Source organism: Providencia sp. PROV200 (assembly GCF_049901995.1).
GTDB lineage: Bacteria > Pseudomonadota > Gammaproteobacteria > Enterobacterales > Enterobacteriaceae > Providencia > Providencia rettgeri_E.
In genome coordinates this window covers 2,255,172-2,268,295 of the sequence record NZ_CP096307.1, presented here as the reverse complement: position 1 = coordinate 2,268,295, position 13,124 = coordinate 2,255,172, and the positions used below count along the sequence as shown (strand labels likewise).

The window sequence follows — 13,124 nt, the reverse complement described above, 5'->3', positions numbered from 1 at the left end:
TAGCAATCGGTCCTAATTGATAGTTATTATCATTTAAGCATTTCAATTAACCAAATAAAAAATGTAACAAAATTAAATATTAGTGAAACAATATGGATAACTTATTAAATAATAAAAATAATTTCATTTGTGGTGATTTCAACCAAATGTTTTATTTTTAGAAAATTAAAATCAATGTGATGCAAGAGCTATGTTTATATCTAAGTGATTTTTTATGCAGAAAATATGAATCATTACTTGTTTGAAATGCTAAGGTTGGTATTATTTGAAACCGATACATATTTTGTCTATATAACTCAGAAACATCAAAATATTTTGGTGATAATCATTAGATATAAGGAAGAACACGTGGCTTTTCGTTTGAAATATTTGGCATTACTTCCCTTATTTGTTGCTGCGACAGCATGTCAGCAACCAAACCATATCACAGCACCAGTAGAGAACTATGCGACACAAAGCCAACCTGCAGTGGTTAATAACGCATGGATTGAAATATCTCGCGGGGCATTGGATTTTAATATCAAAAAAGTACAAAACTTATTAGGAAATAAATCGTCTTTATGTGCTGTTCTGAAAGGGGATGCATATGGGCATGACCTTTCTTTAGTTACACCAATAATGATTGAAAATAACGTGCAATGTATTGGTGTGACAAATAACCAAGAGCTGAAAACGGTGAAAGACTTAGGCTTCAAAGGTCGCTTAATGCGAGTGAGAAGTGCGACAGAGCAAGAAATGGCGCAAGCAACACAATATGAGACGGAAGAGTTAATCGGTAATTTAGCTATGGCGCAGCGCTTGAATGCGATTGCGAAAAAGCAAAATAAAGTGATCCCTATCCATCTTGCGTTAAATTCAGCAGGTATGTCGCGTAACGGTTTAGAGGTGAGTACACTTGCGGGTCTTAATGAAGCCAAGCTGATTTCACAATTACCGCAGTTAAAAATTGTTGGCATTATGTCCCATTACCCAGAAGAGGACGAAGCGCAAATCCGTAAAGACCTTGCGAAATTCCAAAAAGAGTCTCAACAAGTATTGGATGTGACAGGGTTAAAACGTGAAGACATTACATTACATGTGGCGAATACTTATGCAACCATTACAGTACCAGAATCATGGCTGGATATGGTACGTGTAGGCGGTATTTTCTATGGTGATACCGTTGCGACTAATGATTATAAGCGTGTGATGACGCTGAAATCGAATATTGCCTCGGTAAATCATTATCCAAAAGGCAATACGGTCGGTTATGACAGAACCTATACCTTAAAGCGTGACTCAGTATTAGCCAATATCCCTGTCGGTTATGCAGATGGTTATCGCCGCGTATTTAGCAATGCGGGACATGCATTGATTAATGGTCAGACAGTTCCTGTTCTAGGAAAAACATCAATGAATACGGTTATGGTTGATGTTACTGATTTAAAAAATGTTAGCCCAGGAGATGAAGTTGTATTTTTTGGTAAACAAGGTAATGCTGAAATTACTGCCGAAGAAGTTGAAGATATCAGCGGGGCGTTATTTACCGAGATGTCGATCTTGTGGGGAGCGACCAATAAACGTATCTTAGTTGACTAAACTGATTTTTAGTTCAGTGTATTTTAACCCGTAATGAATGCGGGTTTTTTTATCCTAAAAGCCTCTTCGGATTTTATCCAAGATATCGCAATATGTTGATAAAATGCTGTTTAGGTGAATGGCTATCGAAACTTATAAGCTGATATGTTAGCTTGGTAGAGTCTTTTTTGAGCGGATTGACTCGGAAGGAAAATAAAAGAATTAGAAGGATATCATTTATGTATCAAGTTGATTTACATGCGCATACCATTGCCAGCACCCATGCATATAGCACTGTTAATGAATATTTTGCTGAAGCCGCAAGTCGAGGTGTGAAACTCTTTGCGATTACCGACCACGGCCCTGAAATGCAAGATGCTCCACATGAATGGCACTTTGGTAATATGCCTATCTTACCGAGAATTGTTGATGGCGTTGGCTTATTGTACGGTATTGAAGCGAATATAAAAAACAAGTTGGGTGAGACAGACTGCAATGAAAAGATTGCTCGCCATTTAGATATTATTTTAGCGGGGTTCCATGAACCCGTTCTTGAGCCTCAAAGTTTAGCTGATAATACAGAGGCCATGATTGCCACGATCCGCAGCGGCAAAGTGCAAATAATTACCCACCCGGGGAATCCCAAATATCCCATTGATATTAAAGCGGTAGCACAAGCTGCGAAAGATTGTAATGTGGCTTTGGAAATGAATAACTCTTCATTCTTGCATTCAAGAGCGGGTAGCCAAAAGAATTGTTTAGAAATTGCTAAGGCTGTTAAAGAGACCGGCGGGTGGGTAGCATTAGGTTCAGACTCCCATTTTGCGGGGTATCTCGGCCGTTTTGATCGCGTGGTTGAAATGTTGGAATCAATTGATTTTCCGCAATCACAAATTTTAAATGTTACTCCACGTCGTGTATTGGATTTTTTAGAGTCCCATGGACGTAAGCCTATCCCTGAATTTGCTGATTTTTAACTGTTATATAAAACGGTAGTCACAGGTACTGTTGATCACAAATATAGTCCGTCTTGAATAGAATAAAGCCACTAAATAGGTTAGTGGCTTTTAACTCCAGCTATACTGAAAGTTATAATTCAATTTCCATTTGAACACAATTTAACTCGACTTGCGCAAGAGAAGAGTAGTAACTACCATGTTTAATCGAAGTAAATCCATGTTTCTGATAAAAACGTTCCGCATTCGGGGATGAATCTAATACCAATTTTTTAATATTTCGCTTTTTGGCTTCAGCTTTAATAGCATCTAATATTAAGCCCGCAGCTCCGCAGCCAGTGTACTGTGGTAAAGTAAATATGGCATCAACACTGTTAGCCTCTAGATTAAGATAGCCAGTTGCAACGGGTTTATCATCTTCATTTGTCACAACAAAGAATGGGGTATTCTTCACAATATATATATAACTTACTGGCATTTCATCAGGTGTCCAAGCGCTGATCGTTTTTGCATCAAAACTGGTTGTGCAGCCATGGCGAATGGCTTGGTTGCGTATAAACCAAAGGTATTCAGCTTCATTGGGTGTGGCTAATCTCAATTTCATTATTCCATCCTAATTTACTTTTATCTTCTATAAAACTAAAAATTAAATTAAAAGGCAAGGCCAAGTATAAAATTCTTATTGGAAAATTAGTTATCAAATAATTTGATTTAACTTGATAAATAGTGATAATAAAACTGAATGTTGCCATATGACTGTTTTTATTGAATTATAATTTTATTAAAATAAAAAATCTAATATTGAAAAGTAAATGTAATATCAACGAACTGAAAATATATCTCCACTAAGATAACCTATGAAAAATATATAAATCTTTAAATTTGTCCTATTGTGGATAATAAATAAAGTATGATTTATTAGCATGGCAAGAACATCCTTGCTTGTAAATATAATAAGGTACATTAAATGAAAAAGTTATTAGCAATTGCAACCGTATTGTCTTTAGCTGTTTCTGGTGCTGCATTAGCAAACACAACGGTAAAATCTGAACCTGTATCTCCGGTCGCACAGTCACATCAAATAACCAAATCTCATCAAGTTAAAATAAACAGTGAGAAAAAGGCGAATAAAGGAAAATCTGCACAGGTAAGCAAATCTACGAAATAACTCAAGGAATTTTATTTAACGTCACAGTGCCATGGAAAAATAATTTCATGGCGCTGCATCAATGTTGGTATGGTATACTGATTATTATTTATTTAGTCAGTGACCCCTATGAATTATCAATGCCCACTTTGTTTTACACCGCTAAATTTTATCAATAACAGCTATCGCTGTGTAGAAAACCACCAATTCGATTGTGCAAAAGAGGGCTACGTTAATTTGTTGCCCGTGCAACATAAACGGTCTAAAGACCCCGGTGATAATGCTGAAATGATGCAAGCGCGTAGGCAATTTCTTGATGCGGGCCATTACCATCCAATGCGTGAAAAGGTAGCCGAAAAACTCATTCAGTTTATTCCATCATCTCATCCTAGTTTGTTAGATATTGGTTGTGGGGAAGGGTATTACACAGACTATTTCTCTCGAGAACTTGCGAAACATTTTGAAAAATATTCGGTTTTAGGCCTAGATGTTTCGAAAGTAGCAATTCGTTATGCAGCGAAACGCTATAAATCCGTTCGTTTTTGCGTCGGTACAAGTCATCGCTTGCCATTCTCAAATAACAGCTTGGGTGGAGTTGTCCGAATTTACGCACCCTGCAAAGCACAAGAATTAAGCCGTATATTAGTTTCTAAAGGCGTGTTAATTACCGTTACGCCAGCAGCGGAACATCTGCAAGAATTAAAAGCGTTAATTTACGATGAGGTAAAGTTACATCCAACTAAAGAGGAAGATTTACCCAATCTTTCGCTAATAGATAGCTGCCGATTAAATTATAAAATGGCACTGACAGGGTATGAAGCTTATGAATTGTTGATGATGACACCATTTGCTTGGCGCGCATCAGAGCAGGTCAAAGAGAATTTGCAACAAGCTGAAGTGAAAGAGTATACGGCTGATTTTTTAATTCGTGTTTATCAATCTGATGCAGAGTAAGGTTATTGCCCCCATATAAGGGGGCACAAAAACTAATGGGCGTACATAAATAACTCAAGATGCTCAAATAAAATATTAAAACCAATACCTATTAGTACCAACCCACCAATAATTTCTGCTTTTTTTCCGAGTAATGGGCCAACATAGCGGCCAATCATCATACCGATAGTTGCCATAATCATCGTCATTAAGCCGATAGTCATTGCAGTATGAACAATATCCACTTGTAAGAAAGCTAAACCGAGACCAATAGCCATTGCATCAAGGCTGGTGGCTATCGCGGAAAAAATAAGGTTTGTTGAACTATGACTAGAGGGTTTAGAACAACATTCTTCATCTTTTGTTTTAATGCTCTGCCAGATCATTCTAGCACCTAAAACAAATAATAAAGCAAATGCAATCCAGTGATCCCAGCGGATAACATATTGGCTAGCTAAGATCCCGATCCCCCAACCAATAATGGGGGTAATGGCTTCAATAAAACCAAAAATAAAACCTGTACGGAGGATTTCTCTAAAGCGGGGTTTATGAAGTACGGCACCTTTGCAAATAGCAACAGCGAAGGCATCCATTGACAGGGCAAGGGCTAAGATAAGGGTAGCATAGAAACTCATAATAGAACCTCGGTTGGGTGATTCCATATACACATAAATTACCCCCAACCAAAAGGCTTATTTATGTGTCTATGGTCTTGCCAACCGAACTTTGGTGTCCGCACCACGTTTGAAACCAAACGAGTATGTTGATACGGACTTTCTGGTAATATATCAAACCAGAACAGGCTACTCCCCAATGACGTGGAAAGAAAGATACCATAATTTATATTAAAGGCAACACTTAATTAATTGTGGATATTAGATCTTATTGAGAATTATTATCAATAAGGTTATTAAAAAAAACAAGGTTAATTAAATTTATAATTAACCTTGTTTTTAATGCCAATATAAAAACTATTTACTTATGATTAATGAGGAATTCATAAATTTGTTGCAAATCATCAAGATGTGATACTTGAATGTTAATTTTCTTTTTTTCTAAACCTATTATTAATACACCGTCTTCGGATAAATTCATTGTTTTTATTCTGTCATACAAAATAAATGCATTAGCAAAATAAAAACCAGTTTGTTTGAAGAATAGCTTAGGTGTTCTTATAAACGCCAAATAGATTGACATAAAAATAGTAATCAATAATAAGTAGGTGGTTAATGAATTACCATGGCGTACAATATTTGTATAAATAACGATACAAATTAGAACAATAAAAATAATAGCATCAGCTCGATGTTTTCGTTTTAGATTAATTTTTAATAAGGTTTTACCCTTTAGCAAATGCTGAATGAATTCATCATAAATTGCATAAACAAGCATGATCAAAATGATTATAACAAGAATGGCATCATTGAAGGTCATTTGTGAGCCCTTGGATAAGTAGACATAATGCAGAGCTTAAAATTAAAAAAGGGAGGCTGCAACCTCCCAATTCAAATAATGATGAAAAATTATGGCGCTAAGAAGTTCAGCCAAGCACCTAGGATACCCAAGCCAAAGAAGCCGATAATAATCCACAACGCGTTAACTTTACGACGTAACAACCACATACAGGCGAAAGTCAGCAATAGAGGCACTAAGCCTGGCATGAGTTGATCAAGGATCATTTGAACGGTGGTAATATCTTCAGTACCCGTTGTAGGGTTTTTGATCCGTGACACTTCCAGTGGAATATTGACATGTGTCCATTTGTTTACCAAGGCCCCCATAACAAATAAACCAAGGATTGATGCTCCTTCGGTTAGCTTTTGTAGGAAACCACCACCAATGTCTTGAACAATATCAATCCCTTTTTTGTAGCCATATGACACACCATAGTAAAGGGTTAATAAACGTACAAGGTTAAATAAAACAAAGAACAGGAGAGGGCCAAGTAAGCTACCTGTCATTGCGATACCTGCACCGAGAGCCGCAAATACAGGGCGAACCGTTCCCCAGAAAATTGGGTCACCCACACCAGCTAATGGCCCCATTAGACCGACTTTGATACCATTTATTGCACCGTCATCAATGTCAGCACCATTGGCACGCTGCTCTTCCATTGCCATTGTGACACCCAGAACAGGCGCTGCAACATACGGGTGAGTATTGAAGAATTCAAGATGGCGCTTAATGGCTTGTTTTCTATCATCATTATTTTCAGGATAAAGACGACGAATAACGGGAACCATTGAATAGCAGAAGCCTAGGGCTTGCATACGTTCAAAGTTCCAAGAACCTTGCAATAGGTTAGACCGTAAGAATACGCCGCGAATATCGCTTTGTGTAAGCTTTTTAGCCGTTGGCTTAGTGATATCTACCATTATACGTTCCTCCTAGTCTAGCTCATTATCAAGGTTGTTATTGCTACTATTTCCTTGGGTAACAACAGTTTGCGATTTATTGTATTTTGGACTGAGTTGGATATATAAAATAGCCATAACAGTACCGATAACCCCAAGAGCAACCAGGTTGAAGTCAGTAAATGCCGCGGTAACAAAGCCTAAGTAGAAAAATGGCATTAAGTATCCTGCACGCATCATATTGATAACCATCGCATAACCGACAACAACAATCATACCACCAGCAATATTCAGGCCGTCAGTAACAACTTGTGGGATAGAATCCAACATTTGTTGTACTTCTGATGTACCAACAGAAATGGCGACAATTAAGGCAGGTATTGCGATACGCATCGCTTGCAGTAATAAAGCTGAAATATGGATAAAGCCAATAGCAGTTAGGTTGCCATTTAGGGCGGCTTTATCAGCAGCATGTTGGAATGCAACTGTCACAGTACGAACAATAATGGTTAATACCTGTCCTGCAGCTGCGAGTGGGATAGCAATGGCAATACCTGCACCAATACTTTGACCGCCGGCAATGACGAGGATAGTTGAAATAATAGAGGCTAAAGCGGCATCTGGTGCAACGGCAGCACCGATATTCATCCACCCCAGTGCGATCATTTCTAATGTACCGCCAATGATGATACCTGTTTTCATATCTCCCAGAACGATACCTATAAGCGTACAAGCAATGAGAGGACGGTGAAATTGGAATTCATCAAGGATTGATCCCATCCCCGCGATACACGCGACGATGAAGACCATTACTATTTGAACAACGGTAAGTTCCATTGTTTAATCTCCTGTAACCAAAAGTTTTAAAATCTGTTTTGAGTAATGGATTAAAATTAATATAAAAATTATTTTTTGAGTTTATTGATCAAGTCCATCATATAAACTTTGCTATCTGATGAGACCTTCCTAACTTCAAGTTCAATTTTTTTGTCGTTCAAATAATTAAATGCATCAATGTCTTCTTGGTTGATAGAAACAGCATTTGTGACCATGGTTTTGCCATCATGGTATGCCATTCCACCAATATTAACGGACTTGACGTCAACACCTTCTTCGACGATACGTTTAACATCAGTTGGATTGGTGAAAAGCAACATAACGCGCTCACCAGCGTATTTCGGGTTATTGTAAACGCGAATACATTTAGCCACATCAACAACATGCGCAGTGACACCCGGTGGTGCGACTTGTTTTAACAACGTAGAGCGAACTTGGTCTTTTGCTACGTCATCACTGACCACAATAATGCGTTTAACTTGGGTTTCTTTCGTCCAGCGTGTTGCAACTTGTCCGTGAATTAATCTGTCATCAATACGAGCAAGTGCGATCACCATATGTTCACCGGGGCCGGCTTTCACTGGTGCAGGGGTGGGGGTGTTTGATGTGACAGTAGCCGGTTCTACTTCTGCTACAGCTTCTTTGAATTTAAATGAACGAACACCACCGCGACCCGTTTCGAGTGCAACAGAGATAAGTTCATTCATTGATGGGTCATCATCACGGCACATGAAGGTTTCAACTAACATTGGAACATTTACACCAGTGATAATGTCATAATTATCATGCTCATTAACAATACGACTAGCCGCGTTAAATGGACTGCCTCCCCATGTATCAACAAGGAATAAGACACCCTTTGATGTATCTAAATCAGTTAGCTTTTGGGTGTACTTATCAAATAGGGTGTCTGCGTTTTCCCCAGGGATAAAGTCAATAAACGACACATTATCTTGCTCGCCTATTAACATTTCGGTTGTTCGAAGAAGCTGCTCTGCAGCGACTCCGTGTGTACCAATCATAATAGCTATACTCACTATTTTTCCCTCATAGATAGATAAAACAAAACATTATCTGTCGATAAAATGGACACTCAAGTCAGGCGCCTTTTTATCAGTTTCCCCTGTATAATAATTTTAGCTGAATAATTACAAACATCTCATAATATTCATGAAGTAGCTCATGGTGTTGTTAGTATCAATTACATTATTAGCATATCATCTTGTATTATCCTAAAAACTTGTTTCGCGTCAGAAAAATAAGAATATACCTAAAAATTGATATTGAATTGCATTTTATTGCTGTTTATTTTGATTCAATAAAATTAAAAATCTGAGTATTTTGTTTTTGTTGGTTTATTGCTGTGTTATCGGTAACAAAAAAAGCAAATAAAATAGTACGATATTGATTTTTAGAGTAAAAAATAATCAGTTTTCAGTGGCGATTAGAAATCTCTTATTCAGCTCAAAACAATCTTTAGCACAAAATAGTATTAATTTCGTTTTGATGTAACTTGTTGAATATAAGAAAACTGAGTTAATTCAATGGAAAAATTAGGGGTAATTGATTAGGTGAATTGGAGCATTTAGGAAGAGAAAGGTGACTAAAAATAACAAAAAACTTTTTAATACATATTAAAAAAGCACCCTTAAAATACTGTTTAAAACGATAACAGAATAGAAAAGGGTGCTTAAGACTTAAATTAATTGAGAATAAAATTAGTCACATTGTACTTTGATGGCTAACCCGCCTCGGGATGTCTCACGATATTTCGCATTCATGTCTTTCCCAGTTTCATACATAGTTTCAATGACTTTATCGAGAGAAACACGAGGTTCGCTTGTTCTGCGCAGTGCCATACGTGTGGCATTAACCGCTTTAACGGATGCGATGGCATTACGCTCAATACACGGAACTTGAACTTGGCCTGCGACAGGATCACAAGTTAAACCTAAATTGTGTTCCATACCGATTTCTGCAGCAATACACACTTGCTCAGGGCTGCCACCAAATAATTCGGCCAGACCCGCAGCGGCCATAGAACATGCCACACCGACTTCACCTTGACAGCCTACTTCAGCACCTGAAATTGACGCATTCATTTTGTATAATATACCAATAGCGCCTGAAGCTAAGAAATAACGCATATATAACTCTGGCGTTACAGGTTCAATGCAATGATTATAATAAGCTAATACCGCAGGTACGATGCCGCAGGCACCATTAGTTGGGGCTGTTACGACACGGCCACCAGCTGCATTTTCCTCATTCACGGCTAAGGCATACATATTGATCAGATCAACCACATTCATCGGGTCATTAGATAACTTGCTTGATGAAGTGACCATTCGATTAAGTGCCGGCGCACGACGGGGAACACGCAATGGGCCTGGTAAAACACCTTCGGTGTTTAAACCACGTTCAATACAGGCCTGCATCGTCTGCCATACATCAGCGAAATAGGCTTCAATCTCTTCTTTAGTGTGAAGATCTAACTCATTTTTCATCATTAAGCTAGAAATAGAGAGGCCTGATTTTTTACAATTGAGTAATAGCTCTTCCGCGGAATTAAACGGATAAGAAACTGGTTTGCTATCAAGAGTAGATTCGCCAAAATGCTCGGCATCTACAATAAAACCACCACCAATGGAATAATAAGTTTTGGTGTAAATTTCATCATTACCTGCAAAAGCATGAATTGTCATGCCATTTTCATGCAATGGCAGGTTGTCTTGACGAAAATTCATGCCACCTTCATTGGGGAAGTCAACGACCTGAAGACCATTTGCTAATGATAACTTTTCTGTTTCTTCTACATTTTTGATAAAAGTTGGGATGGATTCAATGTCGACAGTGGCAGGTAAATTACCTGCTAGCCCCATAATAATGGCGATATCAGTATGGTGCCCTTTTCCAGTAAGCGATAATGACCCATAAACATCCACAGAAATACGAGTGACGTTAGGTAATAAATTTTTGCTTACTAAATCATCGACAAATTCTTTCCCAGCTTTCATTGGACCAACGGTATGAGAGCTTGAAGGGCCTATGCCCACTTTAAACATGTCGAAAACGCTTATCACGCAGGACTCCTTAAAAAAAATATGAAAATGTAGTGCATTATTTTAAAAGGCGCTACTTTACTGTTATTTAGTAGTGTTAACCAGTAAGTTTAAAGTATTTTTTGAAATAAGGTAGTTGCTGAAGGGTAATTGATTGTAAATAGCACAAAATGTCTGTGATATGGCTAAAAAAGCAACAGGTAGTAGAGGTATATTTTGTCATATATGACGTCATATCTTGTTATCTTAAATAGATTTTACTGCGATACTGGCATCGTATGGTGAAAAGTTGTGTTAAGCGTTAATCCAATTGCAAAGCAAGTTGGTGAATAATAGAGGCGGTTAGTCCCCACACTAAATGGCCATTATACCAATAAAAAAAGATGCGATTATGTCGCCCTGAACGCTTAATATCGACATACTTATGACGCTGTAATGAAAGCGCATCAAATAAGGGAACTTCAAAGATAGCAGCGACTTCACTCGGGTTGGCTTGGTATTGAATGTTATTTGGCACCAAGCCAACGATTGGCGTAACTTCATAGCCACCGTAACTTTGTAAGGGGCTTAATTGGCCCAATACCGTGACTTTTTCCGGGGGGATGGCCACTTCTTCATAAGCTTCACGCAATGCGGTATTGACGAGCGTACCATCTTCTGGGTCACTTGCGCCACCTGGAAAGGCGACTTGGCCTGCATGGGAGCGTAAAAATGGAGAGCGTTGCGTGAGAAGTAGCGTCGGATTTGGTTTATTAATAATAGGCAAAAGAACAGCCGCCGATTTACCCGCCTTGCGTTCAGGCTGGCGGGTGGCCGGTAAAGTAAACTGAAAACGACTGATAAAGTTATTCAGTTCAGTCATCGGTATTGAGCGCTCCTAATAACGGTAAGATCAGGCTTAATTTATCAAAAGTTTCTTGGTACTCTTTGTCTGCTTGGCTATCTGCAACGATACCGCCGCCAGCCCAACAATAAACCTGCTTTTTATACGTCAGTAAAGTACGAATAGTGATATTGCTATCCATATTACCACTGAAACTAATATAGCCGATTGCGCCACAATAGCCATGCCGGCGATGGGGTTCTAACTCTTCGATAATTTCCATTGCGCGAATTTTAGGTGCTCCGGTTATTGAACCGCCAGGAAAGCACGCACGTAACAAGTCAGTTGCACGGTATGGGCTATCGAGTTTTGCCGTGATAGTACTGACTAAGTGATGCACTGCAGGAAACGCTTCAACAGCGAATAATTCAGGAACACTGACAGTGCCAGGTTTTGCAACGCGGCCAATATCATTACGTAGTAGGTCGACAATCATCAAGTTTTCTGCGCGGTCTTTGACGGAGTTCGCCAGTTTTTCTGCTTGTGCAAGGTCATCTTGTTCATTATCTAGGCGAGGTAGCGTCCCTTTTATTGGGCGGGTTTGAATATTCCCATCTTGTAAACTGATAAAACGCTCAGGCGAAATACTGATAACTGCGTTTTCGGGGAGACGTATAAATGAAGAGAAAGGGGCGCCGTTACGTTCAAGTAGCGCTAAAAATGCATTCCATTCATCTCCCTTATATTTAGCTTTGAATCTTTGCGCTAAGTTGATTTGATAACAATCACCATTATGTAAATACTCATGGATACGGGCAATATTATGATGATATGCCTCTTCTGACATATTTGACTGCCATGAGGTAGTTAATTGAAACTTGTTTTTACGCGGTTTTTTTTGGGTTTGCAGCCAAGCCAGTCGGGCATCAACATCATCATAACTAATTAATGTAGTTGTTTTATTATGGTGATCAACAATGAGTGCCCACAAGTAGATCCCAATAGCCATATCTGGAAATTGCAATTCTGTTGTTGCAATTTCAGGTAATTTTTCAATGCGTCGACCTAAATCGTAACTCCAAAGACCGAGGGCACCGCCGTTGAAGGGACATTCAGTCTCTTCCTGATGTTTCGGTTGGTATTTATCAAGCAATCCTTGAAGAAGTTCAAAAGGATCTGATTCAGAAACGATAGGAGCCTGATTTGGCTCTGAGATGGTTGTTTCAAACTGATAAGTCGTCAGCGTTGCAATGGGGTCAGCAACAATAATGTCATACCGATTATGGGGGTGTTTTGCATTACCTGAATGCAGTAACATCGCCCATGGCAGGTGTGCCAGTGGGGTAAAATAATCAATGGCTGTGCTTGGGCTATAAGGTAATTGGATTTTTTTGATAACCATAATGATGAGTCTAAATTTCCGCAAGTGAATCAATACAGATTAACATATATTCT

13 protein-coding genes and 1 riboswitch are annotated in these 13,124 nt (G+C 38.6%); of the genes, 4 read left to right on the top strand and 9 right to left on the bottom strand.

Going from position 1 to position 13,124, the window contains the following annotated elements; all coding sequences use genetic code 11:
* Positions 1-348: 348 nt before the first annotated feature.
* Both alr and M1E86_RS10410 read left to right on the top strand, forming a co-directional pair.
* On the top strand, positions 349-1,578 hold the full coding sequence (alr, locus tag M1E86_RS10415) for an alanine racemase (protein ID WP_426099080.1): 1,230 nt from the start codon (positions 349-351) through the stop codon (positions 1,576-1,578).
* Positions 1,579-1,796: 218 nt separating this feature from the next.
* A complete protein-coding gene (locus M1E86_RS10410) occupies positions 1,797-2,534 on the top strand; it encodes a phosphatase (protein WP_004253839.1) in 738 nt (245 codons plus the stop codon).
* A gap of 112 nt (positions 2,535-2,646) precedes the next feature.
* On the opposite strand, the gene M1E86_RS10405 is transcribed toward M1E86_RS10410, so the two are convergent.
* The gene (locus tag M1E86_RS10405; RefSeq protein ID WP_213912651.1) at positions 2,647-3,117 is read right to left on the bottom strand and encodes a GNAT family N-acetyltransferase; all 471 of its coding nucleotides are present in this window, start codon (positions 3,115-3,117) and stop codon (positions 2,647-2,649) included.
* A gap of 363 nt (positions 3,118-3,480) precedes the next feature.
* Between M1E86_RS10405 and M1E86_RS10400 the strand changes: the two genes are divergently transcribed.
* Together M1E86_RS10400 and rlmA are read left to right on the top strand one after the other, a co-directional pair.
* Positions 3,481-3,681, top strand: coding sequence for an acid-shock protein (locus M1E86_RS10400; protein WP_125892988.1), 201 nt, complete (start codon positions 3,481-3,483; stop codon positions 3,679-3,681).
* Between the two features lie 108 nt (positions 3,682-3,789).
* Positions 3,790-4,614 (top strand): 23S rRNA (guanine(745)-N(1))-methyltransferase, encoded by an 825-nt coding sequence (gene rlmA / locus M1E86_RS10395; RefSeq protein ID WP_125892990.1) that lies wholly within the window; start codon positions 3,790-3,792, stop codon positions 4,612-4,614.
* Positions 4,615-4,646: 32 nt separating this feature from the next.
* Here rlmA and mntP read toward each other — a convergent pair whose 3' ends face one another.
* The 8 genes from mntP to pabB all read right to left on the bottom strand — a co-directional run bounded on the left by mntP (position 4,647) and on the right by pabB (position 13,071).
* A complete protein-coding gene (gene mntP / locus M1E86_RS10390; RefSeq protein WP_125892992.1) occupies positions 4,647-5,228 on the bottom strand; it encodes a manganese efflux pump MntP in 582 nt (193 codons plus the stop codon).
* A 46-nt stretch (positions 5,229-5,274) separates the two neighbouring features.
* Positions 5,275-5,417: riboswitch (yybP-ykoY riboswitch) on the bottom strand.
* A 151-nt stretch (positions 5,418-5,568) separates the two neighbouring features.
* A complete protein-coding gene (locus M1E86_RS10385; RefSeq protein ID WP_125892993.1) occupies positions 5,569-6,027 on the bottom strand; it encodes a DUF986 family protein in 459 nt (152 codons plus the stop codon).
* An 89-nt stretch (positions 6,028-6,116) separates the two neighbouring features.
* Positions 6,117-6,968: a PTS mannose transporter subunit IID gene (locus M1E86_RS10380; protein ID WP_102138691.1), complete on the bottom strand. Its 852-nt coding sequence runs from the start codon at positions 6,966-6,968 to the stop codon at positions 6,117-6,119.
* A 12-nt stretch (positions 6,969-6,980) separates the two neighbouring features.
* The gene (locus M1E86_RS10375; protein WP_004253851.1) at positions 6,981-7,784 is read right to left on the bottom strand and encodes a PTS mannose/fructose/sorbose transporter subunit IIC; all 804 of its coding nucleotides are present in this window, start codon (positions 7,782-7,784) and stop codon (positions 6,981-6,983) included.
* 68 nt (positions 7,785-7,852) lie between these two features.
* A complete protein-coding gene (gene manX, locus M1E86_RS10370) occupies positions 7,853-8,821 on the bottom strand; it encodes a PTS mannose transporter subunit IIAB (RefSeq protein WP_213912652.1) in 969 nt (322 codons plus the stop codon).
* A 681-nt stretch (positions 8,822-9,502) separates the two neighbouring features.
* Positions 9,503-10,867 (bottom strand): L-serine ammonia-lyase, encoded by a 1,365-nt coding sequence (locus tag M1E86_RS10365; protein WP_125892995.1) that lies wholly within the window; start codon positions 10,865-10,867, stop codon positions 9,503-9,505.
* A 280-nt stretch (positions 10,868-11,147) separates the two neighbouring features.
* The gene (locus tag M1E86_RS10360) at positions 11,148-11,708 is read right to left on the bottom strand and encodes a CoA pyrophosphatase (protein ID WP_213912653.1); all 561 of its coding nucleotides are present in this window, start codon (positions 11,706-11,708) and stop codon (positions 11,148-11,150) included.
* Positions 11,701-13,071 carry an aminodeoxychorismate synthase component 1 gene (pabB, locus tag M1E86_RS10355; RefSeq protein ID WP_213912654.1) on the bottom strand — a complete coding sequence of 457 codons (1,371 nt, stop codon included), beginning with the start codon at positions 13,069-13,071 and terminating at the stop codon, positions 11,701-11,703. Before pabB ends, M1E86_RS10360 begins: the two co-directional genes overlap by 8 nt.
* Between the last annotated feature and the right edge of the window lie 53 nt (positions 13,072-13,124).

Bases quoted from the DNA above. Each gene is read 5' to 3' on its own strand.
- M1E86_RS10375 (WP_004253851.1), bottom strand. From the start codon at position 7,784: ATGGAACTTACCGTTGTTCAAATAGTAATGGTCTTCATCGTCGCGTGT.
- M1E86_RS10380 (WP_102138691.1), bottom strand. From the start codon at position 6,968: ATGGTAGATATCACTAAGCCAACGGCTAAAAAGCTTACACAAAGCGAT.
- M1E86_RS10360 (WP_213912653.1), bottom strand. From the start codon at position 11,708: ATGACTGAACTGAATAACTTTATCAGTCGTTTTCAGTTTACTTTACCG.
- M1E86_RS10385 (WP_125892993.1), bottom strand. From the start codon at position 6,027: ATGACCTTCAATGATGCCATTCTTGTTATAATCATTTTGATCATGCTT.
- rlmA (WP_125892990.1), top strand. From the start codon at position 3,790: ATGAATTATCAATGCCCACTTTGTTTTACACCGCTAAATTTTATCAAT.
- M1E86_RS10405 (WP_213912651.1), bottom strand. From the start codon at position 3,117: ATGAAATTGAGATTAGCCACACCCAATGAAGCTGAATACCTTTGGTTT.
- M1E86_RS10410 (WP_004253839.1), top strand. From the start codon at position 1,797: ATGTATCAAGTTGATTTACATGCGCATACCATTGCCAGCACCCATGCA.
- pabB (WP_213912654.1), bottom strand. From the start codon at position 13,071: ATGGTTATCAAAAAAATCCAATTACCTTATAGCCCAAGCACAGCCATT.
- mntP (WP_125892992.1), bottom strand. From the start codon at position 5,228: ATGAGTTTCTATGCTACCCTTATCTTAGCCCTTGCCCTGTCAATGGAT.
- M1E86_RS10400 (WP_125892988.1), top strand. From the start codon at position 3,481: ATGAAAAAGTTATTAGCAATTGCAACCGTATTGTCTTTAGCTGTTTCT.